A 24,571-nucleotide genomic window follows, 5' to 3' on the forward strand; every position below is an offset into this window, starting at 1 on the left:
ACACTGGCAGCGATGAGCAAGAGGGAGGCGTCACCCCTACCCCAGCGGGACGGGTTGGACGCGGTGCGGATCGTGCTGCCGCCCGCAGGGCCGTGGCGGACGGTGCGCGAGTACCTGCACGTCCGGCTGTCCCGCCTGGAGCCGGAGCGGATCGACGCCATGCTGAGCCAAGGGCGGTTCGTCACCGCGGACGGGCCGGTGGCGACGGAGTCCCCGTACCGCCCCGGCCTGTCGGTGTGGTTCCATCGCGAGCTGCCGGAGGAGAAGCCGGTCCCGTTCGACGTGGAGATCCTGCACCGCGACGAGCACATCGTGGTGGTGCACAAGCCGCACTTCCTGGCGACCACGCCGCGGGGGCAGCACGTCATGCAGACCGCGCTGGTGCGGGTGCGCCAGAAGCTCGGCCTGCCGGAGCTGAGCCCGGCGCACCGGCTGGATCGGGCGACCGCGGGCGTGCTGCTGTTCGTGGTGCGGCCGGAGTTGCGCAGCGCCTACCAGAAGCTGTTCGCTCAGCGGCTGGTGCACAAGGAGTACGAGGCCATCGCCCCGGTGCGACCGGATCTGACGCTGCCGACCGTGGTGCGCAGCAGGATCGTCAAGCGGAGGGGAGTGCTGCAGGCGCACGAGGTCCCGGGCGAGCCGAATGCCGAGACGTACGTCGAGCTGCTGGAAAGGCGGGGCGATCTCGGGCGCTACCGGCTCGTCCCGCGCACCGGGCGCACGCACCAGCTGCGGGTGCATCTGAACGCGCTCGGCATCCCGATCGTCGGCGACCCGGTGTATCCGCACGTCCGGCCGTCGGCGTGGGACGACTTCAGCCGGCCATTGCAGCTACTGGCCCGCACGCTGGCGTTCATCGACCCGATCAGCAAACAGGAGAGGTGGTTCACCAGCCCGGCTTCGCTGTCCGCTTGGCGCGAGACGCCGGAGCGGCCCACCGCTGCCGAAAGCCGTTAGCGGCGTGCCCCGCTCTGCCCACGGCGGCGCTGCTCACTCAATTCACGACGGCGCGCCCGGCTGCACGCATGACGGCACGCCCGGCTCCACTCGCAGCAGCACGCTCCACTCCACTCGCGGCAGCACGCTCCGGTCCACGCATGGCAGCACACCCGGCTTCACCCCCAACCGCACTCCTCGCTTCACGCGTGACGACGACCGCCATGACGTGTACCGCGGTGAGCTCCCCGCTCTGCCGGGCAGCGCGCAAGCCACCGGCGCCGTCTGCTTTGCCCGAGGCCGTCTCCAAGCGCAATTTCTCGCCTCCACGCGCCAGCGGGTGATTGCTCGCCGCCACCCGCTGGCGGCTGCTCTCCTGGCGGTCGTGACTTGGGACGGCTGCGGTCGTCCCTGCGCGCTCCTAGGATCAATGCATGAAGTTGCCCGTGATGCCGCCGGTGCGGCCGATGCTGGCCAGGGCCGTGCACGAGGTTCCCCGCGAGCCCGGCCTGGCCTACGAGCCGAAGTGGGACGGCTTCCGGTGCATCGTGTTCCGCGACGGCGACGAGATCGAGCTCGGCTCGCGCAACGACCGGCCGCTCACCCGGTACTTTCCCGAGCTGGCCGAGCTGCTGCTGGAGGCGTTGCCGCCGCGTTGTGTGGTCGACGGCGAGATCGTCGTGGTGACCGACACCGGCCTCGACTTCGACGCGCTGCAGAACCGTCTGCATCCGGCCGCGTCACGGGTGAAGATGCTCGCCGAGGCCACCCCGGCCAGCTTCGTCGCGTTCGACCTGCTGGCGCTGGGTGACGACGACCTGACCTCCGCGCCGTTCCGGCAGCGGCGCCAAGCCCTGGCGAGCATCCTCGACGAGACGCTGGCCAGGGTGCACTTGACGCCACTGACCGAAGATCCCGACGTGGCGCACGACTGGTTCACCCGCTTCGAAGGAGCGGGCTTCGACGGGGTGATGGCCAAGCCGCTCGACGCTCCGTACCAGCAGGACAAGCGCGTGATGTGGAAGGTGAAGCACGAGCGCACGGCCGACTGTGTGGTCGCGGGGTTCCGCTGGCACAAGGACGGCAAGGGCATCGGTTCCCTGCTCCTCGGCCTGTACGACGACCAGGGCCGGCTGCACCACATCGGTGTCGCCAGCAGCTTCACCGCCAAGCGGCGCGCGGAGCTGGTCGACGAGCTGGCGCCGTTGCGCGAGAACGCGGCCGAGAACCATCCGTGGCGCAACTGGGTGGAGGCGCAAACGCAGGCCCAGTTGCGGGGCAGCCGGATGCCCGGCGGGCTGAACCGCTGGAACGCCGACAAGGACATGTCGTGGGAGCCGCTGCGATGCGAGCTGGTCGCCGAGATCCGCTACGAGCACCTGATGGCGGGCAGGCTGCGGCACGGCGGCCGCCTGGTGCGGTTCCGCCCGGATCGCACGCCGGAGTCGTGCACGTACTCGCAGCTGGAAGAAGTGCCACCCGCCGAATTGGCGACGCTGTTCACCGAGGCGAAAGCTGCTCCCGCGCGAACGGCCGGCGGCCGGAACGGCTCCGCGCCGGATGACGGAGGCTCGCCATCGGATGCCGCAGACGATCCGGGAACGGGCACCGATGGCTAAGGCCGAGTCGATCACCGTGCACGCCGACGGGGTCGACGTCGTGGTGTCCAATCCCGGCAAGGTCTTCTTCCCGCAGCGCGGGGAGACCAAGCTCGACCTGATCGAGTACTACCGTGCGGTCGCCGAGCCGTTCATGGAGTGGATCCGCGGGCGCCCGGTCATGATGGAGCGCTACCCCAACGGGGTCGGCGGCAAGTCGTGGTGGCAGAAGCGCGTACCCGCCGGCACCCCGGAGTGGGTGCACACCACCGAGGTCGCCACGCCGAACGGCACCAAGTCCGACGCCCTGGTGGTGCAGGACATGGCGCACGTCGTCTGGGCCGTCAACCTCGGCTGTCTCGGCTTCCACGTGTGGCCGTTCCACGCCGCCACCCCGGAACACACCGACGAGCTGCGGGTCGACCTCGACCCCTCGCCCGGTGTCGGCTACCACGAAGTCAAGCAGGCCGCCCGCCTGGCGCGTGACTTGCTGGGCGAGCTGGGCATCCGGGCGAACGTGAAGACGTCCGGATCCCGCGGTCTGCACATCTACGTCCCGTTGCAGCCGCGCTGGGACTCCTACCAGGTGCGCGCGGCCGCCGTCGCCCTCGCGCGCCTGTTGGAGAAGCGTCATCCCGATCTGATCACCGCCCAGTGGTGGAAGGAAGAACGTGGGCGGCGGGTCTTCGTGGACTACAACCAGAACGCGCCGCACAAGACCGTCTTCGGCGCCTGGTGTGTCCGCCCCCGGGTCGGCGGGCAGGTGTCCACTCCCCTCGCGTGGGACGAGCTCGACGACGTCGAGCCCGACGACCTGACCATCGCCACGGTGCCCGCGCTGGTCGCAGCGCGCGGGAACCCCTGGTCGGGCCCGGCCCGCGAGCCGCAATCGATCGAACCCTTGCTCGAGCAGTACGACCGGGACCTGGCCAGCGGCATGATGGACGCGCCGTGGCCGCCGGTGTACCCGAAAATGCCCAACGAACCGCCGCGCGTGGCACCCAGCCGGGCGAAGAAGCCCCGGTGACGCGCGGGGCCTCCCACTCACCAGGGACTCGGCCGGACACGGCTCCGATGGCCGGCAGGCCAGGGGCATGGACGGCGCCATCACCCGCGGGGTGCGCGCGACGGTGCGGGAACCTGAACGATTTCCGGCGCCAGGCCTTGGACGGCTGCAGCGTGCGGACGCAGACGACGAGATACCCGCCAACCACGTCGTCGACCTCCATGACGATGCACGATGCGGCAAGATGGGGGCGACATGACCGACGCAGACGAAACGGCGGCGCTGCAGCGCGCCCGCGAGCTGATCGCCGAAGCCGAGCGGATCGTCGCTCTCACCGGTGCCGGGATATCCACCGAGTCCGGCATCCCCGACTTCCGGGGGCCGCAAGGCGTGTGGACCCGCAACCCGTCGGCCCAGAAGCTGGTGACCATCCAGTCGTACCTGGCCAGCGCCGAGGTGCGACGGGCTGCCTGGCAGGAACGGTTGCGTCATCCGGCGTGGCAGGCCCGCCCCAACGCCGCCCACCGCGCGCTGGTCGAGCTGGAGCGCACCGGCAAGCTCGCCGCGCTCATCACCCAGAACATCGACGAGCTCCACCAGCAGGCCGGGTCGTCGGCGGACATCGTCGTCGAGCTGCACGGCACCATCCACCAGACGGTGTGCCTGCAGTGCTCCGATCGGCGGCCGATGCGTGAGACATTGGCTCGCGTGGAATCCGGTGAAATGGATCCACCGTGTCGGCTGTGCGGCGGCATTTTGAAATCCGCCACAATCTCGTTCGGCCAAGCTCTTGATCCTCAGGTGTTAGCTCGCGCACAATCCGCGGCGGAGTCGTGCGACCTCCTTTTGGCCGCCGGAACTTCCCTTTCGGTCCATCCCGCAGCCGACCTGGTCGGAATTGCCGCCGACGCCGGGGCAAAGGTGATCATCTGCAACGCAGAGCCCACTCCGTACGATCATCTCGCCGCCGAAGTGCTGCGCGGACCACTCGGAACCGTGCTGCCATCACTGCTCTGACTTGCGGCTTCGCTACCTTCCTCGCACACCGGGCGTGACAGCTGTCACAACCCGATGACACCTCTGTTTTCTTTTCGTAATCTTGCCGAGGCCTTGCAGTAATGCAGCAAGGCAGACCCCGAAATGCCAGAAATCCGTTCATTCGTCCTGATTGGTTGAGTGATGGCTGGCCGACATCGTGCCCCCCGCCCTCCCCGGTCCTTGAAGATTCCCGGCGCAATCGCCGGAACGGTCACCGCGATGGGTTTGGCCGCCGCGGTCTCGTTCGCCACTGCCAGTAACGGTACGGAAACGTCGGGCGAACAGGCCCAGGTCGCCGCACACCCGTCCCCCGGCGCCGCGCCGTCCAGCTCGGCCGCGACGGCTGCGAAGTCGGCCGTACCGAAGGCGAAGCGCGCCACGTCGGGCGACGACCGCCGCACGGCGCGCAGCAAGCCGACCGTCACGAGCTCGAAGGCCGTGGCGACGGCGACGGTGCGTGCACCGAAGAAGACCGCGCCACCGAAGAAGCCGGCTGAGCCATGCCCGACCGTGCTGGCCGGCACGCAGCCACCCGTCGCCCAGGTCGGCAACCACATCAAGGAGAAGTTCGGCGTCTCCGACATCGGCGGCCGCGCCGCCCGCGCCAACGCCAGCGACCACCCCAGCGGCTTGGCGCTGGACTTCATGGTCGATCCGGCAACCGGTGACAAGCTGGCCGACTACGTCCTGGACAACCAGGAGGACTTCGGCGTCACCTACGTGATCTGGCAGCAGCGCTACAACGACGGCAGCGGCTGGTCCATGATGGAAGACCGCGGCTCCCCCACCGCCAACCACATGGACCACGTCCATGTCAGCTTCTCCGGCGAAGACATCGACGTCACCTGCTGACCCGTACAAGCACCCCTCCACCACGATTCGCGGCGACGGGGCGCGTGGGACGAATTTGGGACGTCACACGACGCGATCCGCGGTTTGCGGCGATGGTGTCCCGCTGGTGGGTGGCGAAGCTGCCCGTTTGGACGAACCAGGTGAGCGCAAGCACCGGCAGCGCCATCGCCTGATTGGTGGGCGGCGAAGCTGCCCGCTTGCCGGACGAACCAGATGAGCGCAAGCACCGGCAGCGCGATCGGCCACACACCCGACCAGCCGCCCGGCGGCCGATGCAAGGCGGCGGCAAACCTGGTTCGGTACAGCGTCAATCGCTGTCGATCGCTGTCAACCGCTGTCAATCGCTGCCGGAACGATCGTTGCCGTCCCATCCCGGTAGCTGCCCGGCACCACGAGACGGACGCGCGGAGGTCACCCGACCGTCACCAGGAGTGGTGACGGCGATCCTGGTCGCCTGGTCATCGGGTTACCCACCCGGCTGACACTTCCACCGGGTTGCCCACCCGGCTGATACTTCCCGGCAGACAGCCCATCGGCTCGACCTGACCGTGTTGGTCGGCACCGTCGCGGCCCTGCCGGGCACGTGGCCGACCAACGAGACCGGCCCTGGGGCGAACGCGCCGGGTCCGACCTCATCGAGTTCCTGGCACACCGTGAGCTCGGTCGCCGATGACGTGGCGCTGGTCTCCCTGCTGCGCTCGAGCCCGCACCCATGCCTGACGGTCGGCCTCCGTCCACCTGAGGCGCCGGACGAGCGCCAGGGCCGACGCTGCCTACCGTGCTCAAGCCCTGCGCCGCCCAGTCGCCGCTGCCAGGCCGATGGCCACGCACCTGCTGTGACCGGGCATCGCGCCGCTGCACGACGCAGCCCGCGGCGAGCGTTCCGAGCGCACACCCACACCGCGGACGCGGCCGCCCCTCGGTGCCGACACATCGCCCACGGTCGCCCCTCGGTGCCGACACATCGCCCACGGCCGCCTCTCGGTGCCGACGACGCGCCGTCGGCACCGAGAGCAAGGATCAGCCGGCCGCCCCGTCGCGCACCTGCTTGGCCACGCGCAGGATCGCCTCCGCCGACCGCTCCACGTCGGCCGTGGTGGTGCCGTAGTTGGACACCGAGAGCCGGAGCAACCGCTGCCCCCGCCAGGTCGTCGCGCCCAGCCAGCAGGTCCCCTCCTGGCGCACCGCGGCCGCGACCGCGTCGGCATCGGCGTGCACGTCGACCAGAACCTGATTCAGCACGACGTCGTTCACCACGCGTGCTCCGCCTGTGGCCAGCACGTCCGCGAAATGCCGCGCGTGGCGACAGCACCGGTCGACCAGCTCCGCGACACCTTCCCGGCCCAGCTCACGCAGCGCCGCCCACACCGCGAACCCGCGCCCGCGGCGGGACGAGCCCAGCACGAAGCTCGAGCCGGCGACCTGCTCGGCCGATCCGGTCAGATACGCCGCGGAATGACTCATCGTGCCGGCATGGGCCTCCGGCCGGGACACGAACACGAAGCCGGAGTCGTAGGGGACGTTCAGCCACTTGTGCGCGTCGCAGCCCCATGAGTCCGCCTTCTCGATTCCCGCGACCAGATGCGCGGTGCGCGGATTGGCGGCGGCCCACAGCCCGAAGGCACCGTCGACGTGCACCCACGCGCCGTGCCGGTGCGCGATGTCGGCAGCTTCGCCGAGCGGATCGCACGCGCCCGTGTTGACGTTGCCCGCCTGCAGGCAGACGATCAACGGCCCGGGTTCGCCGTCGGCCAGCACGCGGTCCAGCTGAGCCGGGTCGATCGCACCGTTGTCGTCGGCGGGCACCAGCTCCAGCACCCGGTCGCCGAACCCCAGCAGGCGCAACGCGCGGTCGATCGTGGCGTGCCGTTCCTCGCCCGCGACCACCCGGATGCGCGGGGCGCCGACCAGGCCGTCCCGCTCGACGTCCCACCCCGCGGTGGCGAGCACGTGGTGCCGGGCGGCCGCCAGCCCCACGGTGTTGGCCTCCTGAGCACCGGTGACGAAGCCCGCCGACGCGGTCCGCGGGATGCCCAGCAGCTGTTTGATCCAGTCCGCCGCCACCTCTTCCGCGGCGATCGCCGCCGGCGCGAGCACGCCGTTGAACGCGCACTGGTCCCAACCGACGGCCAGCATGTCGGCCGCCGTCGCGCTCGGCAGCCCACCGCCGATGACGAACCCGAAGAACCGTGGCCCGGCGTTGGCCGTCAAGCCGGGATCCGCGGTGCGGATCAGCTCGTCGACCACCTCGGATGCCGGTGTCGGGGTTTCCGGTAGCGGCGCGGCGAAGGCAGCCCGCATGGCGTCCACGTCGGCTCGAGCGGCCACCGGCCGCTCCGGGAGCCCGGTGCGGAACTCCGCGGCTGTCCTCGCCGCCTTCTGCAGCAGATCGGTCAACGCATCGGTCACACGGCCGACGCTACCGCGTCCCGGGCGCCGGCAGCGCGGACCGAACGGGCCGGATGGCGTCAGGACGGGTCAGCAGCGCGCCGGACAGGACCCGCGTCGTCCCCACATCGCGTGCAGTCGCAGCCACCGACGAGCCCGAACGCCACCTCGTCGGCGACACACACCTCGAACTCCTCCACTTTCAGGCCGTCGCCGGACACCAGCAGCCGCACGCCGCGTCCACCCTCGACCGGCGTGTACTCGGTGTGGCTGCTGTCGTGATGCATCAAGCCGATCACGCGGTACAGCGCATCGGGACGGAGCTTGCGATCCAGGGCCTCGTACGCCAGCCGGACGTCGGCCCGGCCCGCCAGTGATTCGCCGGACTGGAGCCAGTCGGAGTGGCCGGCCGTGATGTGCCACCCCATCGCTTCGAGTACGTACGACTCCTGCGCCGTCATGACCACCCCATTCGCTTCTGTCCCGTGCAGTCGCCGGGGCAGGCGGGTTTGTTACTCCTCCGTAGACAGACCGCGGGCAGACCACGACATGGGACACAAATCGGGCGCCAGTTCGGACATTTTCCCTGGCGCGACGGCCGCAGGTGCGAGAATCTGCAACCCGTGACCCCCTCGCGAAGCTTCTCCGATCACACGCTCGGGCGATTGCTCCGGCGCACGCTCGGCTGGGCGCTGATGCGCACCGCGGCTTTGGCCTTGGCGCTGTTCCTCGGGGCGTACCTGACCCGCCAGCTCGGTGGTGACCCGGCCGCACTGGTGGTGCTCGGGATCGTGCTCCCCGCGGTGTGGCTGCTCGCCGAGCTGCTCGTGCCGCGGACACTGCCGGTGGCCACCGGAAGCGATCTTCTGGTCGGCAGGGCGGCGGCGGCCGACGACGTGTTCGCCGCGACCTACCGGTCACTGCGTGACCAGCACGCCGCACCGGTGGCGATCCATCCCCGGCGGGCCAGGGTGGGCGGCCCCGTTCCCGGCGTGCGCAACGTGCTGCGCTTGCGGATGGGTGCCTACGCGGGCGTGGTCGCGGTCGCACCGTTCGGCAACGACCTGCACGCCGGCTGGCGCCTGACGTTCCGCCACGTGCCACTGGTGACCACACTCCGGTGGCTGGTGGCAGTGGTGGCCGTCGACAACGGCTACATCGACCTCATCGAGCTGGAGCCGGCTCGCGCCCTGACCGACGTCGTGCGGCACGCCGTCCACGTCGGCGCGAACACGCCCACGGCCCAGCCCGGCGAGATCTTCGTCACGACTTTCGGCTCCGACCTGCCCATGGAGCAAGCCGACCACCGCTCGTCCGCCTGACCCGGCTACCGTGGGGCCGTGAGCTCCCGCCCGTACGTGCTGCTGTCGGTCGCGGTGTCGCTCGACGGATACATCGACGACGCGAGCGCCGAGCGCCTGGTGCTGTCGAACGAGCAAGACCTGGCTCGGGTCGACGAGGTGCGCGCCGGCGTGGACGCGATCCTGGTCGGCGCGAACACCGTACGGTGCGACAACCCGCGGCTGGTGGTCCGCGCACCCCGGCTGCGCGAGCGACGCCGGGCCAGGGGCGAGCCGCCGGACCCGATCAAGGTCACCATCACCGGCAGCGGCGACTTGGACCCCGCGGCCAACTTCTTCCAACTCGGCGAAAGCCCGAAGATCGTCTACGCGCTCACCTCTGCGGTGCCCAAGGCCGCCGAACGGCTCGGCGCGCTTGCCGACGTGGTCGACGCCGGTGATCCACTGGACGTGCCAGGAATGCTCGCCGACCTGGCATCGCGCGGAGTGCGCAGGCTCATGGTCGAAGGGGGCGGAGCCATCCACACCCTGTTCCTCGCTGCCGGCTTCGTCGACGAACTCCACGTGGTCGTGGCACCGCTGTTCGTGGCAGACGAGCGTGCGCCCCGATTCGTCAACCCAGGAGCCTTCCCGGTGACCGAACGGATGACCTTGGCCGAGGTACGGCAGATCGGAGACTGTGCGCTGCTGCGCTACCTTCCCGGAGCGGCGGATGCCTGACCTCACCCAAGCCGATCTCCGGTTGCTCCGCCAGGCCGTCGAGTTGTCCAGGCGCAGCCCGCGCGGCCACACCTACGCCGTCGGAGCGGTGATCGCGGACGCCGAGCATCGGGTGCTGGCCACCGGCTACACCCGCGAGACCGGCCCGGCTGACCACGCCGAGGAAGTCGCGCTGGCCAAGCTGGCCGCCGACGACCCGAGGCTGGCCACCGCGACCATCTACACCTCGCTCGAACCATGCAGCGTGCGGTTGTCCCGGCCGCGGTCGTGCACCGACCTGATCCTCGCCTCCGGCATTCCCCGGGTGGTGTTCGCGTGGCGTGAGCCGGAGCTGATCGTGGTCTGTGAGGGCGCGGAACGACTCACCGCGGCCGGGCGCACGGTGATCGAGGTTCCCGAGCTGGCTCCCCGGGTGCGGGAGATCAACGCCGACGTCCTGCGGGTGCTGGAAACGGTCGAGCCGAGCCGCGACGTGTGACGATCGCGCAATCGCGGGGTAACGCCCCCGCGACCCGAGTACGACACTCCGGGTACGCCGGAGGCCCTGTCCCCGACCGGCACGGGACCGCCGACGGAAGGAGCGGTGCCATGGCAGCGAATCGTCGCATCTCCGATTCGATGCGCACCAGCATGCCTGCCAACCTCGCGACGTGGGCCTTGCAGCTCGCGCTGGCCATCTACCTCGGGGTCTTCTCCGCGCTACCCATGTTGCGTGGCGACGCCTACGTCACCGAGACGTTCGATCGCATCGGCTTCGGCGACTGGTTCCGGCACCTGACCGGTTTGATCGAGCTCGCCGGCGCGGTCGGCTTGCTGATCCCGCTGCTGTGCGGCCTCGCGGCGCTGGGCCTGACCGCCGTGATGATCGGTGCGATCGTCGCCGAGTTCGCGGTGCGCTCGCCCGGCGGCGCGGTCGTGCCCGCCGTCCTGCTGGTGCTGTTCGCCTTCGTCGCCTGGTACCGCTGGCCCCATACGCTCGCGTTTGCCGACCGCGTCCGCAGGTAGTACCACCAGGCCAGGTGTGCACGCCACCAGGCCGAGCACGCCGAACACCACAGCGGCCGCGACCCCGTGCGCGGCGCCGAAACCCGCGGCGGCGAAACCGGCCGCGCATGCCGCCTCCCGCGGCCCCCAGCCGCCGACGCCGATCGGCAGCGACATCGCCACCAGCGCCAGCACCGCCAGCGGAAACATGTCGGCCACCGGCGCGGTGTCGTCAACCGCCCGGGCGGCGACGACGAACACCACGAGATGTCCGGCCACGGCAAGCACGGAGAGCACCAGTACGACCAGCGCACCTGTTCCGGTCAGGGCGGAGCTGATCTCCGCGCGCAACGCGCGGACCCTCTCGGTACCGGCGGCCACGGCCACGACGGCGACGAGCAGCATGCCCGCGACGACCACCAGCGCCGCATTCTTCGTCGCGAGTTCGGCGAAGATCCGGCGCAGCTGGGGGTGTCCGATCAGGGCCACCGTGCCGAGGATCAGCAGCGCCACCTGGCCGGCAAGTCGTTCGTAGACCACCGTCCGCACCCCGCGGGCGACGTTTCCGGTGAGGCGGCCGAACCGGATCCCGCGATGCGCGTCCCCCACGACGCCCGCGGGCAACACGGAGTTGAGCAGCTGGGCACGGTAGTACTCGGCGAGCGCCGGGCCGAAACGCAGTTCGCAGCCGGTTCGGCGAGCGATCAGGCACCACCTGGCCGCGCAGCACGCCGTCGCCGCCAGTCCGATGCCCGACGCGATCAGCATCTCGGCGCTGCCGACCCTGGCGAATCCGGCGGCGACACCGTCCGCACCGAACTGCACGACGAGCAGCGCCACGACGGCCGCGGCCACCACCCAGCGGAAGGCCGGACGCAACCGCCGGTTCACAGCTGCCGCTCGTAGGAGGCCCAGGCCACGTGGGACTCGCGCAGCGTGACCTTGAGTCCGGTCAGGTTCGGCATGGCCAGGTGAGCGATGCGGTCCGCGAGCCGGTCGGCGATGACCTTGGCCAGGAACTCGGTCGACGTGTTCCGGCCCGCGAAGGCGGGCTCGTCGTCCAGATTGCGGTAGTTGAGCTCGGCGACGACCGCGGACAGTTCCCGGGCGGCGAGCCCGATGTCCAGCAGGATGCCGTCCTCGGTGAGTTCCGGGCCGCTGAACGTCGCGTCGACCACGTAGGTCGCGCCGTGCAGCCGCTGCGCGGGGCCGAACACCTCGCCACGGAAACTGTGGGCGATCATCAGGTGATCGCGCACGGTCACGGTGAACATGCGATCACCGTACGCCGCCGGGGGCACGATCTCCGAGGATCGCCTCGCCCTTGGTCAGCCACGCGACGCCGAACGCCACCGTGGCGATCGCCTCCAGCCACAGCACCGGCCGCAGGTCGTCCAGGCCGCCGATCAGCTCGACGACGGCGACGAGCACCAGGCACGCCACGATGATCAGTCCGGTGACCAGGTACATCTCGTTGCGGCGGCGTTTGCGGCCTGCCGGGCGTGCCGTGTCGCTCTTGCGGAACTCGATCAGGCAGAAGTAGGCGAAGGTCGCGAACAGCACGACGGCGAAGGCGATGTGCAGCACGCCGCTCACCGTGCTGGTGACCCGCGCATTCCCGGGGACCGGGAACAGCGCCACCCCGATCGCCGAGATTCCGGCGACGATGCTGGCCACCCGGTCGCTGCGGGCGTAGCCGCGGTAGAACAGCAGGAACACGCCGATGGCGCACATCGTGCCGACGTAGACGTCGCGCATGCTCGAGTGGTAGTAGCCGCTGATCGAATACAACAGCTCGCCGTCGGCGATCGCGGTGCCGAGGATCAGCACGAACGGCAGCGCGATCCCCATCAGGCCGAGCCCGCGGCGCAGGAACAGATAGGAACGAACCAGCTGAGTGGCGTCGTGCACCGGGTCAGCGTAAACCCGGGCAAGATCAGTACACCACGCGATGGCACAGCGCAGGCAACGATCCGTCGGCCAGCGCGGGCAGCACGCGGGGCAGGTCGTCGAAGCGGCTTTCCCCCGTGATCAACGCGTCGAACCGGGCATCCCGCAGCATGCTCAACGCCAATGCCATCCGCTCGGCGTGCGTCCTGTCGGGCCGGGCCACCGTGCCGACCTGGCTCGATCGCACCGACAGCCGCGCCGAGTGGAAGCGCTCGCCGAGCGGCAGGCGTACCTCCTGGTCGCCGTACCAGCTCAGCTCGATCACCCGGCCATCGGTGCGGAGCAGGTCGAGGGCGGTGCGCAGCCCTTGCTCGGTGGCGCTGGCGTGCAGCACGAGATCACAGTCGCGCGCCGCCTCGTGCGGCGCCACGAACTCCGCTCCGATGGCCTCTGCCACGGATCGGCGAGCCGGATCGACGTCGACCAGCTGCAGCCGGAGCCCGGGGAAGGCGGCCAGCAGGGCCGCCACGGCACAACCGACCATGCCGGCACCGACGACCGCCACCCGGTCGCCGATCAGCGGCCTGGCGTCCCACAAAGCGTTGATCGCTGTCTCGACGGTGCCCGCCAGGACGGCACGAGCGGCAGGCACCTCGTCCGGTACCACGGCCACGGCGGCCGCAGGCACGACGTAGTGCGTCTGATGCGGGTAGAGGCAGAAGACGGTCCGGCCGGCCAGGTGCGGCGGCCCCTCCCGGACCACGCCGACATTGAGGTAGCCGTACTTCACCGGTCCGCCGAAGTTCCCTTCCTGGAACGGAGCGCGCATCACCTCGTACTGGCCGACCGGAACGCGTCCGGTGAACACCAGGGTTTCGGTCCCCCGGCTGATCGCGCTGTAGCGGGTATCGACCAGCACGTCGTCCGGGTCGGTGCGTTCCACCGAGCACGGCCTGATCTCACCGACGCCCGGTGCACTGACCCAGAACGCGCGCGCCGGTGTCACTGCTGCCCTCCAGGAATGCGTGCTCGTCGGCGGCCGAGTTCGACCGTGGAGTCCCACCATAGATCGACTGCACACGACGCGCCGGTCGCCGTCGGACTCCGTCAGCCCGGTCGAGCCCAGCCCTCCCCGTGCCGTGAATCGCCCCGCCACCAGCCCGCGCATCCGGTTGGGCTTCGTGGCGGGACGTCACGTTCGCCATCCCGGACCACGGGGGTCCGCATACGTTCCGGAGTCCGCATACGGTCCCGGTGCCCGCGCTGGTCAGCAGTACTTGGCGCTTCCCTTACTGCCCCAGGAGCACTTGTCCAGCAGCCGGTTGTTGGGCGACCGCAGGTAGGCGGTGTCCCCCGTGTTGTTCCAGACGTGCCAGCTGCGTCCCCAGTACCGATTCAGGTAGTTGTTCGTGCCCTTGCCGGTCCGGACGTAGATGACCTTGCCCGGCTTCAGCTTGGTGGTGCCGAACACGTACCGGTGACCGGCTTCGTCCTGCAGCCGGTATCCGGTGATCGTCTTGGTCTGCTTCGCGGTGTTCTTGATGACGACGTACTCGCCGTTCAAGCTCTTGTTGGACCTGGTGTCCGTCCCCGGAGAGTTGTACTGCACCTTGTAGATCACCACTGCCCCGGCAGCTTGCGCCGTCGCCGAGGACACCATCGTTCCGGCCAGGGTCAGCACCGCCACCCCCAGCACGGCCGCTACTCTCCGCATTCACTTCTCCTCACTTCGGTAACCGTCCGCGAGAATGTGATCGACCGAGACCGACCAGCAGTTACCCACTGCTACAAGTTCACCGGATCTGCTGTTAGTCAGTGACTCGTTGCCAAGGCCGCTGCGCAGCACGCGCAGCCGCCAACCGGAATCGGATCGGCCGTCGCCCGGCGGTACAGTCACCACCGTGCTGGAGCATCCCAACGTCATCCGCGTCGTCGAGGCGCTGCGCGCGCACGGGGAGACCTCCGAAGTCCGCGCCTTCACCGAGCCGGTGCCCACCGCCACGGCCGCGGCCGAGCAGCTCGGCGTGGAAGTCGGCGCGATCGCCAACAGCTTGATCTTCGACGCCGACGGTGAGGCGGTGCTGATCCTGGCCAGCGGCGCGCACCGGGTGGACACCGAGCGCTGCGCCAAGCTGCTGGAGGTCGGCAAGCTCCGCCGGGCGAAGCCGGAATTCGTCCGCCAGGCCACCGGGCAGCCCATCGGCGGGGTCGCCCCGGTCGGCCACCCGGCTCCGCTGCGCACACTGGTGGACACCTGGCTCCGTCGCTACGAGACGGTCTGGGCCGCTGCCGGCCATCCCAACACCGTCTTCCCCACCACCTTCGACACACTGCTGCGCATCACCGGCGGGACCGCTGCCGACGTCGGCGACTGACGCGGACCCGGCTCACTGAGCCGGTGACCCCTCCCACCCCACACCCGCGTCGCCCGTCGAAGCCTTGACGGCACACCACCCGACAGGCGAAAGTGAACCATCTTCACGTTTGGGTGGTCGTCATGAGCACGGTGCTGGTCGAGCCGACCGAGAACGTCCGCTGGCCGTGGACGCTGCGCTACAACACGGCCTGGGTCGGCGTGATGGTCGGCTTCTACGGGCCGATCCAGGTGCTGCTGCCGAACCAGGCGGAAGCCATCGCCGCCGAGTCGAAGGAAACCGTGCTGGCGTGGGTGTTCGGCATCGGCGCAGCCTTCTCGACGGTGTTCAACCCGCTGTGGGGTGCGCTGTCGGACCGGACGCTGTCCCGCTTCGGCAGGCGGCTGCCGTGGATCGCGGTCGGTGGGCTGGCCGGCGCGGCAAGCCTGGTCCTGCTCTCGGCCGCCGACACGGTCGCCGAGCTGGTCATCGGCTGGTGCCTGGTGCAGACCGCGCTCAACGCCCCGTGGGCCGCACTCACCGCCGTAGTGCCCGATCAAGTGCCGCGGAGGCAACGCGGCGCCGCCGCGGGGTATCTCGGGTTGGCGCAGATGCTGGGCGTGGTGATCGCCACCGGGCTGGCCGGTGTGCTGCCCGGTGCCGCGGGCTACCTCGCCTGCGCGGTGGTGCTGCTGGTCAGCCTGGTGCCGTTCCTGCTGCAGCGGCGTGACCCGCCGTTGCCACCCGAGCAGCGACCACCGTGGGACCTGCGCGCTTTCCTCCGCGGCTTCTGGGTCAGCCCGCGCCGGTACCCGGACTTCGGCTGGGCGTGGCTGACCAGGTTCCTGCTGAACTTGTCCAACGGGCTGCTGCTGGCGTATCTGCTGTACTACCTGCGCGACGAACTGGGCATCGCCGACGCCGAGGGCGCCCTGCTGGTGCTGACCGTGGTCAACGTGCTCGGCGTGATGGCCGCGGTGCTGATCGCCGGCGTGTGGTCGGACCGGCTGGCTCGCCGCAAGGTCTTCGTCATCGTCTCCGGCCTGATCATGGCCGCGGCCGCGTTCCTGCTGGCCGGCGTCGCCACCTACCCGGTCGCGATCATCGCCGCCGCGGTGGTCGGCATCGGCTTCGGCGTCTACACCTCGGTGGACTTCGCGTTGATCACCCAGGTGCTGCCCGCGGCCGCGGACCGCGGCAAGGACCTCGGCGTGCTCAACATCTCCAACACGCTGCCGCAGGTGGTGGCTCCCGCGCTGGCCGCGCCGCTGGTCACCCAGCTCGGCGGCTATCCGGCGCTGTTCGCCGCGTCCGGGCTGGTCGCGGTCCTCGGCGCGGTGCTCGTCGGCAGGATCACCTCGGTGGCGTGACAGGCACATGAAAAGTCACACGACGAACCGGAAAGGCAGCCGATGATCCCGCGCGAATTCCTCTGGGGTGTGGCCAGCGCAGCGTTCCAGGTCGAAGGCGCCCTCACCGCCGACGGCCGGGGCCGTTCCATCTGGGACACCTTCTGCGCCCAACCCGGTCGTATTCGCAACGGCGACAACGCCGACGTGGCAGCGGACCACTATCACCGATACCGCGAAGACGTGGCGCTGATGCGCGAACTCGGCGTGGACGCCTACCGGTTCTCCATCTCCTGGCCACGAGTGCAACCCACCGGCTCGGGCCCGGCCAACCCGGCGGGACTCGACTTCTACGACCGCCTGGTCGACGAGCTGCTGGCAGCGGGGATCAAACCCGTGGTGACCCTGTACCACTGGGATCTGCCGCAGGAGCTGCAGGACGCCGGCGGCTGGCAGTCCCGGGACACCGCGGCCCGGCTGGCCGACTACGCCGCGCTGGTGGCCAGGCGGCTGGGCGACCGGGTGCACCTGTGGATGCCGATCAACGAACCGGTCGTGGTGACGATGTTCGGACACGCGGTCGGCAGGCACGCACCCGGCCTGGAGCTCGGTTTCGGCGCGCTGCCGGTCGCCCATCACCTGCTGCTCGGCCACGGCCAGGCGGTGCGCGCGCTCCGCGCCGAGGGCGCCGGCACGATCGGGATCGCCTCCAACCACGCGCCGACCTGGCCGGCCAGCGACGACCCCGCCGACGTCGAGGCTGCGAACGGCTACGACACCCTGGTGAACTGGCTGTTCGCGGATCCGATCCTGCGCGGCGAGTACCCCGATCCCCTGCTGGCCGCCGCGATGCCCGGCCCCGTCGAGGAGGATCTGCGGATCATCGCCGAGCCCCTGGACTTCTTCGGCATCAACTACTACCAGCCCACCCTGGTCGGAGCGCCCGACCCGGACGGCGAGGCCGACTCGTCCGTCCTGGAAGGGGCGCAGCTGCCCGCCGGCCTGCCGTTCGCACCGCGCGCCCTGACCGGCTACCCCACGACCGCGTTCGGCTGGCCCGTCGTGCCGGACGGGTTGCGGCAGATTCTCACCACGTTCAAGTCCCGCTACGGCGAGCAGCTCCCTCCGGTCTACATCACCGAAAGCGGCTGCTCGTATCACGACGAAGTGGGGCCGGACGGCAAGGTCGACGACCAAGAACGCATCGCCTACCACAGGGCCCACATCGACGCCCTCGGCCAGGCGATCGCGGAAGGTGTCGACGTGCGCGGCTACTTCGTCTGGTCGATCACCGACAACTTCGAATGGGCCGAGGGGTACAGCCAGCGATTCGGCCTGATCCACATCGATTACCAGACCCAGCGCCGCACGCCGAAGAACTCCTACTACTGGTACCGCGACATGATCCGGCAGCACAAGGAAGCCGCATGACCGGTCCCTGGGGACCGGTCATGCCCTGGAGTGAGCCCGAGGGCGCACGGAACGCCCACGCGCCCTCGGGCTCACCGGCACCTGACCTCCAGCGCTCAGCCCGTGACGACGCGCTCGAGGATGGCTTTGGTGTTCACACCGGCAGGCAGGGTCCCGAAGGCGACGCCCCAGTCGCGGCTCAACCGCGTGGCGCAGAAGGCGTCCGCGACCGCGGCGTTGCCCTGCATGTGCAGCAGGGCCCCCTGCAGCACCATGGCCATCAGCTCGACCACCCGCCGGGTTCGGTACTCCAGGTTGCCGGGGTCCGACAGTTCCTTGCGCACCAGCGCGATGGCCTCGTCCAACCGCGGGTCCACCCCAGCGGCCTTGTCGACCTCGTCGAAGTAGGCCTGCAACGACTCCGGCTGCTTGGCCATGGCGCGCAGCGCGTCCAGCGCCGCGACGTTGCCGGAGCCTTCCCAGATGGACATCAGCGGGGACTCCCGGAACAGCCGCGGCATCCCGGATTCCTCCACGTAACCGTTGCCGCCGAGGCATTCCAGCGCTTCCGCGGCGTGCGCGGGCGCTCGCTTGCACACCCAGTACTTCGACACCGCCAGGGCCATGCGGCGCAGCTGCGCTTCGTGCTCGTCGCCAGCCGCCGCCCGGTCGACGGCCGCAGCCAACCGCATCGCGACGGTCGTCGCTGCTTCCGCCTCGATCGCCAGGTCGGCCAGCACGTTGGCCATCAGTGGCTTGTCGATCAGCAGGCCGCCGAATGCCGAGCGGTGCCGCGCGTGGTGCACCGCCTGCAGCAGGCCCGCGTACATCCCGGCGGCCGAGCCGATGGTGCAGTCCAGCCGGGTCATGTTGACCATGTGAATGATCGTCTGGATGCCGCGGCCCTCTTCCCCGACCAGGTAGCCGACCGCTTCGTCGTACTCGATCTCGGCGGACGCGTTCGACCGGTTGCCCAGCTTGTCCTTCAGCCGCTGCAGGCGCATCGGGTTGCGCGTGCCGTCCGGCAGGATCCGCGGCACCAGGAAACACGACAGGCCACCGGGCGCCTGCGCCAGCGCCAGGAAGATGTCCGACATCGGCGCGGACGTGAACCACTTGTGCCCGACGAGCAGGTAGTGATCGCCGTTGGGGGTGGCCCGCGTGGTGTTGGCGCGCACGTCCGAGCCACCCTGCTTCTCCGTCATCGACATGCCCGCGATGAGACCGCGCTTGGACATGGGTTCGCGCAACCCGTAGTCGTACACACGGGACGCAAGCAGCGGCTCGAACCGCTCGGCCAGCTCCGGCTCTTCGCGCAGCGCAGGCACCGCCGCATACGTCATCGAGATCGGGCAGATGTGCCCGGGATCGGCCAGCGTCCACACGAACGTCTTGGCGGCGCGGGCCAGATGAGCCCCCGGCCTGCTGTCGGCCCACGGTGCGGCGTGCAAGCCGTTCTCCACCGCCACCTGCATCAGTTCGTGCCAGTACGGGTGGAACTCGACCTCGTCGATGCGATGCCCGTAGCGGTCATGGGTGCGCAGCACCGGCGGGTTCTGCTCCGCCAGCCGTCCCCATTCCTGCGCCTGCTCGCTGCCGGCCAGCCGCCCCAGCGTATGCAGCTCCGCCTCCGCCCACTCCGCTCCCCCGGCGCGCACGCTCTCCAGCAACGCCGGATAGTTGGCGACGTCGTGACCGGCTAGTGGCGGGACCTGGTTGGTGACCTCATGGGTTGGGGGCATGCTGCACTCCTAACGCTCGCAGGGTGAACGCGGTCATCGCGGGCACGATGTCGGGGTGATCGCCGGTGGACAGCGGGCCGATCAGCGCTTCCGCCACGGCCCCGACCAGCGCGGCGGCGGTCAGCTCCGCATCCTGTGGCGGCAGGACCCCGGCGGCGACGCCTTCGGCGACGTGCTTGGCGATGATGTCGCGGAATGCGCGCCGGTAGACCAGCCGTTCGGCGTCCACCGCGGGGTCGACCGGCTCGGCCAGCAGCGCGTAGGCCAGCCGGGGCGCCTTGAGCGCGCGCCGGGCGAACGTCTCGGTGACGGCCACGACCCGCTCGAGAGCATCACCGGACGCGCTCGCCTCGGCCACCGCGGACACCTCCCGGTCCACCACGGCCCGGAACAGCTCCACGGCCAGCGCCGACTTGCTGGGGAAATGCCGGTAGATGGTGCCGGTGGCAACACCTGCCCTGGCCGCGACCGCAGCCATCGTGCACCCTGTGTAGCCGTGTTCGGCCAGGACGTCGTGGGCGGCCTGCACGATCGCAGCCCGCTGGGCGTCCAGCCGGGCTTGCACGGCCGGTGTCCGGCGATACGCCATGCAAGAAGTGAATCACGAATTCACTTCTTCGCCAAGGGAATCGCCGCGCCGTCGTGGCCGTTGCACACGGCATGCTCGACCATGCGCAACGAGACCTGTTGGACAAGGTGCGGCACGGTGTGCTGACCACGCTCAAGCGCGACGGCACCCCGCAGATGTCGATCGTCGGGTTCGCCTACGACGACCAGGACCGGCTGATCCGCATTTCCGTCACCGACTCGCGGGCCAAGACGCGCAACCTGCGGCGGGATCCGCGCGCCAGCCTGCTGGTCACCCCGCCGTCCATGCGCGGTTACGTCGTCCTGGAAGGCACGGCCGAGCTCACGCCGGTCGCGCGGCAACCCGACGACGCGACGGTCGACGAGCTGGTCGACCTCTATCGCACGATCGCCGGGGAGCATCCGGACTGGGCGGAGTTTCGCCAGGCCATGGTGGACGAGCGCAGGCTGGTGCTGCGTATCGCGGTCAGCCACACCTACGGGTGGCTCGCCTGATCACCGCGTGCGGGTCCGCCAGAGCAGGTAGACGAAGTACGGCGTGCCGATCAACGCGGCCAGCAGGCCGGCCGGGATCTGTGCCGGGGCGATCACCGTCCGGCCCACCGTGTCGGCAAGCGAGATGACCAGGGCGCCGATGAGCGCGGCCACCGGGATCATCCGGGCGTGTTTGCTCCCGACCAAGCCGCGCGCGATGTGCGGGGCGACCAGCCCGACGAACCCGACGACGCCCACCGCGGCGACGGCGGTCGCGGTGAGGACGGCCGCCGCCCCGAGCGCGAGCAGCCGGGCCCGTTCCAGTCGCACCCCGAGCACCCGCGGGGTGTCGTCGTCGAGGGCGAGCAGATCGAGCTCCCGGCGCGCCAGCACGATCAGCGGCGTCAGCACCAACAGCGCGACGCCCACCGGGAGCAGCTGCTCCGGTGTCCGACCGTAGGTGGACCCGGACAGCCAGGTCAGCGCCTTGACCGTGTTCCACGGATCGAACGCGACGATGAGGAACGTGCTGATCGCGTTGCAGCCCATCCACATGCCGACGCCGATGAGCACCAGCCGGTCGGAATTGAGCCCGCCGCGGTACGCCAGCAGGTAGACCGTGCCGAACGCAAGCAGCGCGGAGCCGGTGGCGATCACCGTCATGGTGACCGTCCCGGCCATCGGCACCACGGTGATCAGGGTGACCGCACCGACCCCGGCTCCCGCGGTGACGCCGAGGATCCCGGGTTCGGCGAGCGGATTGCGGCACACCGCTTGCACCACCGACCCGGCGATCGCCAACGCCAGACCCGCCAGCAGCGCTGCCGCCACCCGCGGCCAGCGGCCTTCCAGCATCGCCGCCATGCCGACGCTGCTGTTGCCGGTGAGCCAGTTGACGATGTCGCCGGTCAGCACCCAGCGGTCGCCGAGCAGCATGCCCGCCAACAGCGCCGCACCGAGCAGGACGGCCAGGACCGCCACCACGGTGAGCACGAAACGACGCGAACGCACCGCCGCCGAATGCGGTGTCGGTGGCCTGCGGGTCGGTCCCGCGTCCCGGTAACGACGGGCGAGCGCGATCAGCACCCCGGCGCCGAGGATCGTCGTCACGACCCCTGCCGGAACGTCCACGCCCGCCTGCCCGCCGAGCACGGCACGCACCGCGATGTCCGAGCTCAGCACGATCACCACGCCGACGAGCGAGGACAGCGGGAACAGCACCCGGTGCCGCATCAGACCGGGGATGCGCGCGCCCATCAGCCGCACGACCGCGGGGGCGACCAGTCCGATGAACGGGATCGGCCCGGCGAGGCTGACCGCGGCGGCGGCCAGCAGCACGGCCAGCATCGCGGTGATCAACCGGGTCTGCCGCACCCGCACCCCGAGCACCGATGCGGTGTCGCTGCCCAGCGCCAGGATGTCCAGCCGATGACCGAGCAGCATGCAGCAGGCGACGCACAGCAGCACCACCGGCGCGAGCTGCACGACCGGGGTGACGTCGGCCTGGACCAGGGATCCCATCCCCCATGCGAACAGCCCGTGCGTCTCCTCCTCGTAGAGCAGCAGGAAGAGGTAGGTCACCGACTGCACGGCCATGGTGATCGCCGAGCCGGCCAGAATGATCCTGGTCGGCGAGGTCCCCCCGGACGACAGCAGCAGCACCAGCCCGGCGGCGAGCAGTCCGCCGACGAAGGCCGAGCCGAGCGCGGCCAGCCCGCTCAGCAGAGAACTGCCCGCGGTCAACGAGATGCCGAGCGCCGCCGACAGCACGACCGCAAGGTGAGCGCCCGCGTTCACCGCCAGGGTGTCCGGCGAGGCCAGCGCGTTGCGCGCCACCGACTGCAGCGCGGCGCCTGCGCAGCCGAGCGCCACGCCCACCAACAGCGCGGCGAGCATGCGCGGCAGCCGTGAGCCGCTGAGGATGTCGAGCACCTGCTGATCGGCCGGGCCGGCCAGCAGCTCCAGCAGATCGAGCGCGCCGACCCCGGACGTGCCCTGCGTGAGGTGCACCGCCGCGAGCACCACCACCGCCGCGGTGGCCACGACGAACGCCGTGGCCACCGGGATGGGCCGAAGCGGCGGGGGTGCCTGATCCGCCTGCGGTGCCGCGACGGTCTGGCTCAAGACGTCAGGATCCGCACGAGCTCGTTGGCGTACTGGGCGCAGGACTTCGGGCCGCCGAAGGTCCAGATGCCGTCGGTCAGCTTGTGCACGTTGCCCGCCTTGACGAACGGCAGCGACTTCCAGATCGGGTTGCTGCTGAGCCCGTCGGCGAACACGTCGTTGCCGTCGGAGGCGTTGTAGAAGAAATGCACGTCGGCGTCCTTGATGGTGGTCAGGCCCTCGACGTCGGTGGCGCCAAGGCCCCACATCTCGTCGACCTTGCCCTGCCAGGCGTTCTCCAGCCCGATCTCCTGCGCGACCCGCGACACCAGCGCGCCCTGCCCGAACGGCCGGATGGAGATGACGTTGCCTTCCTTGTAGCCGTCGGCCATGACGAATTTGGCGCCGTCCTTGCCCGCGTCGGCCAGCTTCTGTTTCGCCTCGGCAAGCGTGGCGTCCAGTTCCTCCAGCAGCTGCTCGGCCTTGTCCTCGGTACCGGTCGCGGTGGCGATCATCATCAGGTCGTCACGCATCCGGTCCAGCTCGCCGCGCTTGGCGTCGGCACCCTTGGTGACCAGCACCGGGATGCCCTTGTCCTCCAGCCGCTTGCTCAGGTTGGAGTCCCGGTTCTCCTCCATGACGACCAGATCGGGCGTCAGGCCGAGGATCGAGTCCTCGCTCGGCTCGGCGCGGGTGCCGACGTCCTTGACGCCGGCGTCCAGCTTCTCGGCGGTCACCCAGGTGGAATAGCCCTTGACGTCGGCGACGCCGACCGGCATGACCCCGAGGCTGGCCAGCATTTCCGCCTCGCCCCACTCCAGCGCCACGACCTTCTTGGCCGGGGCCTTCAGTTCGATGGTCTTGCCGCGGCTGTCGGTCACCGTGACCGGGCCGGACGACGCGGCGGAGCCGGAGTCGGCGACCTGCTCCGGGTTCTCGGTCGTGCCGCAGGCGCCGAGCGCGAGCAGCATGGCAGACGCCGCGAACGCGGCGATCCGGGTCCTCATCATCATGTCCTGACTACTCGATGGGTGTGTTTGCCGACCGGGACAGCGGTGAGCTGGCCGGTCGTGTGATCGGTGGTGACGTCGATGCGGATGCCGTAGGTCTCGGTCAAGTGCTCGCTGGTCAGCACGTCGGCCGGGGGACCGAAGGCACGCACCCGCCCCCGGTGCAGCAGCACCACCTCGTCGGCCACCTGGGCCGCTTGGTTCAGGTCGTGCAGCACCACACCGACGGCGACGTTGTGCTCGTCGGCCAGGTCACGCACCAGGTCCAGGATTTCCACCTGATAACGCAGGTCGAGGAACGTGGTCGGCTCGTCCAGCAGCAGCACGCCGGTGTCCTGGGCCAGGCAGGTCGCCAGCCACACCCGCTGCAGCTCACCGCCGGACAGCTCGTCCACCGGGCGGTGCGCCATCGGCGTCGTCCCGGTGACCTCCAACGCGTGCTCCACCGCCCGCAGGCCGTCCGGGTCTTCGCCGCTGAACCGGCTCCGGTAGGGGTACCGCCCGTAGCTGACCACGTCCCGGACAGTGATGCCGGTCGGGGTCGGCCGGCTCTGTGCCAGCAGCGTCACGCGCCGCGCGAACTCCTTCGGCGCCAACGCGAACGCGGACTCGCCGTCCTCCAGCAGGACGTCGCCGCAGGTCGGCTTGTGCAAGCGGGCGAGTGCGCGCAGCAACGTCGACTTCCCACTGCCGTTCGGTCCGACGAGGGCAGTCACCTTGCCCGCCGTCAACGTCAGGGAAGCCGCGTGCACGACGGTGGTGCCGTGATAGCCGACGTCGAGTGCGTGACCGCTGAGCACATTCACGGCTAGTGAGGCTAGCCTAACC

At 70.1% G+C, this 24,571-nt stretch carries 25 protein-coding genes and 1 pseudogene; 13 read left to right on the forward strand and 13 right to left on the reverse strand.

What is annotated here, in order from left to right; genetic code table 11:
* Nucleotides 1-12 precede the first annotated feature (12 nt).
* From YWY_RS0108050 to YWY_RS0108065, 4 genes are all read left to right on the forward strand, one after another.
* Nucleotides 13-957 carry a pseudouridine synthase gene (locus YWY_RS0108050; protein WP_028847198.1) on the forward strand — a complete coding sequence of 315 codons (945 nt, stop codon included), beginning with the start codon at nt 13-15 and terminating at the stop codon, nt 955-957.
* A 413-nt stretch (nt 958-1,370) separates the two neighbouring features.
* Complete coding sequence (locus YWY_RS20880) at nt 1,371-2,555, forward strand: ATP-dependent DNA ligase (RefSeq protein WP_211227500.1); 1,185 nt, start codon at nt 1,371-1,373, stop codon at nt 2,553-2,555.
* Entirely contained in the window at nt 2,548-3,561 is a 1,014-nt protein-coding gene (gene ligD, locus YWY_RS0108060) for a non-homologous end-joining DNA ligase (protein WP_028847199.1), read from the forward strand. The genes YWY_RS20880 and ligD overlap by 8 nt, the downstream gene beginning before the upstream one ends.
* Before the next feature lie 234 nt (nt 3,562-3,795).
* Complete coding sequence (locus YWY_RS0108065) at nt 3,796-4,557, forward strand: SIR2 family NAD-dependent protein deacylase (protein ID WP_038044784.1); 762 nt, start codon at nt 3,796-3,798, stop codon at nt 4,555-4,557.
* A gap of 44 nt (nt 4,558-4,601) precedes the next feature.
* Here the strand turns inward: YWY_RS0108065 and YWY_RS24905 are convergent, their stop codons facing one another.
* Complete coding sequence (locus tag YWY_RS24905) at nt 4,602-5,102, reverse strand: hypothetical protein (protein ID WP_342665101.1); 501 nt, start codon at nt 5,100-5,102, stop codon at nt 4,602-4,604.
* Between YWY_RS24905 and YWY_RS24910 the strand changes: the two genes are divergently transcribed.
* Nucleotides 5,089-5,430: a VldE C-terminal domain-containing protein gene (locus tag YWY_RS24910; RefSeq protein ID WP_342665102.1), complete on the forward strand. Its 342-nt coding sequence runs from the start codon at nt 5,089-5,091 to the stop codon at nt 5,428-5,430. The two genes, YWY_RS24905 and YWY_RS24910, sit on opposite strands and share 14 nt — an antisense overlap.
* A gap of 1,020 nt (nt 5,431-6,450) precedes the next feature.
* On the opposite strand, the gene YWY_RS0108075 is transcribed toward YWY_RS24910, so the two are convergent.
* Together YWY_RS0108075 and YWY_RS0108080 are read right to left on the reverse strand one after the other, a co-directional pair.
* Nucleotides 6,451-7,827 carry a pyridoxal phosphate-dependent decarboxylase family protein gene (locus tag YWY_RS0108075; RefSeq protein WP_156899155.1) on the reverse strand — a complete coding sequence of 459 codons (1,377 nt, stop codon included), beginning with the start codon at nt 7,825-7,827 and terminating at the stop codon, nt 6,451-6,453.
* 71 nt (nt 7,828-7,898) lie between these two features.
* Nucleotides 7,899-8,279 carry a hypothetical protein gene (locus tag YWY_RS0108080; protein ID WP_156899147.1) on the reverse strand — a complete coding sequence of 127 codons (381 nt, stop codon included), beginning with the start codon at nt 8,277-8,279 and terminating at the stop codon, nt 7,899-7,901.
* A gap of 162 nt (nt 8,280-8,441) precedes the next feature.
* Between YWY_RS0108080 and YWY_RS0108085 the strand changes: the two genes are divergently transcribed.
* The 4 genes from YWY_RS0108085 to YWY_RS23650 all read left to right on the forward strand — a co-directional run bounded on the left by YWY_RS0108085 (nt 8,442) and on the right by YWY_RS23650 (nt 10,844).
* A complete protein-coding gene (locus tag YWY_RS0108085; protein WP_156899148.1) occupies nt 8,442-9,140 on the forward strand; it encodes a hypothetical protein in 699 nt (232 codons plus the stop codon).
* Nucleotides 9,141-9,158: 18 nt separating this feature from the next.
* Nucleotides 9,159-9,839, forward strand: coding sequence for a RibD family protein (locus YWY_RS0108090; RefSeq protein ID WP_028847205.1), 681 nt, complete (start codon nt 9,159-9,161; stop codon nt 9,837-9,839).
* On the forward strand, nt 9,832-10,317 hold the full coding sequence (locus YWY_RS20885; protein WP_051310043.1) for a deaminase: 486 nt from the start codon (nt 9,832-9,834) through the stop codon (nt 10,315-10,317). The genes YWY_RS0108090 and YWY_RS20885 overlap by 8 nt, the downstream gene beginning before the upstream one ends.
* 227 nt (nt 10,318-10,544) lie before the next feature.
* Entirely contained in the window at nt 10,545-10,844 is a 300-nt protein-coding gene (locus YWY_RS23650) for a DoxX family protein (RefSeq protein WP_245566607.1), read from the forward strand.
* 30 nt (nt 10,845-10,874) lie between these two features.
* On the opposite strand, the pseudogene YWY_RS24600 reads toward YWY_RS23650, so the two are convergent.
* From YWY_RS24600 to YWY_RS0108120, 5 genes and pseudogenes are all read right to left on the reverse strand, one after another.
* A pseudogene (locus YWY_RS24600) lies at nt 10,875-11,714 on the reverse strand (lysylphosphatidylglycerol synthase domain-containing protein); the annotation flags it as partial.
* Nucleotides 11,711-12,097 (reverse strand): 6-pyruvoyl trahydropterin synthase family protein, encoded by a 387-nt coding sequence (locus YWY_RS0108105; protein WP_028847206.1) that lies wholly within the window; start codon nt 12,095-12,097, stop codon nt 11,711-11,713. The pseudogene YWY_RS24600 and the gene YWY_RS0108105, both read right to left, overlap by 4 nt.
* A 4-nt stretch (nt 12,098-12,101) precedes the next feature.
* Complete coding sequence (locus tag YWY_RS0108110; protein ID WP_028847207.1) at nt 12,102-12,734, reverse strand: hypothetical protein; 633 nt, start codon at nt 12,732-12,734, stop codon at nt 12,102-12,104.
* A gap of 25 nt (nt 12,735-12,759) precedes the next feature.
* Nucleotides 12,760-13,719 carry a zinc-dependent alcohol dehydrogenase gene (locus YWY_RS0108115; RefSeq protein ID WP_028847208.1) on the reverse strand — a complete coding sequence of 320 codons (960 nt, stop codon included), beginning with the start codon at nt 13,717-13,719 and terminating at the stop codon, nt 12,760-12,762.
* Between the two features lie 261 nt (nt 13,720-13,980).
* Complete coding sequence (locus tag YWY_RS0108120) at nt 13,981-14,427, reverse strand: lamin tail domain-containing protein (protein WP_028847209.1); 447 nt, start codon at nt 14,425-14,427, stop codon at nt 13,981-13,983.
* A 187-nt stretch (nt 14,428-14,614) separates the two neighbouring features.
* Between YWY_RS0108120 and YWY_RS0108125 the strand changes: the two genes are divergently transcribed.
* The 3 genes from YWY_RS0108125 to YWY_RS0108135 all read left to right on the forward strand — a co-directional run bounded on the left by YWY_RS0108125 (nt 14,615) and on the right by YWY_RS0108135 (nt 17,847).
* Nucleotides 14,615-15,088, forward strand: a complete 474-nt coding sequence (locus YWY_RS0108125; protein ID WP_028847210.1) for a YbaK/EbsC family protein — start codon at nt 14,615-14,617, stop codon at nt 15,086-15,088.
* A gap of 122 nt (nt 15,089-15,210) precedes the next feature.
* On the forward strand, nt 15,211-16,437 hold the full coding sequence (locus tag YWY_RS0108130) for an MFS transporter (protein ID WP_028847211.1): 1,227 nt from the start codon (nt 15,211-15,213) through the stop codon (nt 16,435-16,437).
* A gap of 42 nt (nt 16,438-16,479) precedes the next feature.
* Entirely contained in the window at nt 16,480-17,847 is a 1,368-nt protein-coding gene (locus tag YWY_RS0108135; RefSeq protein WP_028847212.1) for a GH1 family beta-glucosidase, read from the forward strand.
* A 95-nt stretch (nt 17,848-17,942) separates the two neighbouring features.
* On the opposite strand, the gene YWY_RS0108140 is transcribed toward YWY_RS0108135, so the two are convergent.
* Both YWY_RS0108140 and YWY_RS0108145 read right to left on the reverse strand, forming a co-directional pair.
* On the reverse strand, nt 17,943-19,568 hold the full coding sequence (locus tag YWY_RS0108140) for an acyl-CoA dehydrogenase family protein (RefSeq protein ID WP_028847213.1): 1,626 nt from the start codon (nt 19,566-19,568) through the stop codon (nt 17,943-17,945).
* On the reverse strand, nt 19,552-20,157 hold the full coding sequence (locus YWY_RS0108145) for a TetR/AcrR family transcriptional regulator (RefSeq protein ID WP_028847214.1): 606 nt from the start codon (nt 20,155-20,157) through the stop codon (nt 19,552-19,554). Before YWY_RS0108145 ends, YWY_RS0108140 begins: the two co-directional genes overlap by 17 nt.
* Before the next feature lie 71 nt (nt 20,158-20,228).
* Between YWY_RS0108145 and YWY_RS0108150 the strand changes: the two genes are divergently transcribed.
* Nucleotides 20,229-20,651, forward strand: a complete 423-nt coding sequence (locus tag YWY_RS0108150) for a PPOX class F420-dependent oxidoreductase (protein ID WP_028847215.1) — start codon at nt 20,229-20,231, stop codon at nt 20,649-20,651.
* Here the strand turns inward: YWY_RS0108150 and YWY_RS0108155 are convergent, their stop codons facing one another.
* Genes YWY_RS0108155 through YWY_RS0108165 form a run of 3 tightly spaced genes read right to left on the reverse strand, consistent with a single transcriptional unit; the run spans nt 20,652 to nt 24,549 of the window.
* The gene (locus YWY_RS0108155) at nt 20,652-22,754 is read right to left on the reverse strand and encodes an iron ABC transporter permease (protein ID WP_051310047.1); all 2,103 of its coding nucleotides are present in this window, start codon (nt 22,752-22,754) and stop codon (nt 20,652-20,654) included.
* Nucleotides 22,751-23,746 carry an ABC transporter substrate-binding protein gene (locus YWY_RS0108160; RefSeq protein WP_211227501.1) on the reverse strand — a complete coding sequence of 332 codons (996 nt, stop codon included), beginning with the start codon at nt 23,744-23,746 and terminating at the stop codon, nt 22,751-22,753. Before YWY_RS0108160 ends, YWY_RS0108155 begins: the two co-directional genes overlap by 4 nt.
* The gene (locus YWY_RS0108165) at nt 23,743-24,549 is read right to left on the reverse strand and encodes an ABC transporter ATP-binding protein (RefSeq protein ID WP_028847218.1); all 807 of its coding nucleotides are present in this window, start codon (nt 24,547-24,549) and stop codon (nt 23,743-23,745) included. The genes YWY_RS0108160 and YWY_RS0108165 overlap by 4 nt, the downstream gene beginning before the upstream one ends.
* Nucleotides 24,550-24,571: the final 22 nt, after the last annotated feature.

The organism is Thermocrispum agreste DSM 44070, assembly GCF_000427905.1.
Taxonomy (GTDB): domain Bacteria; phylum Actinomycetota; class Actinomycetes; order Mycobacteriales; family Pseudonocardiaceae; genus Thermocrispum; species Thermocrispum agreste.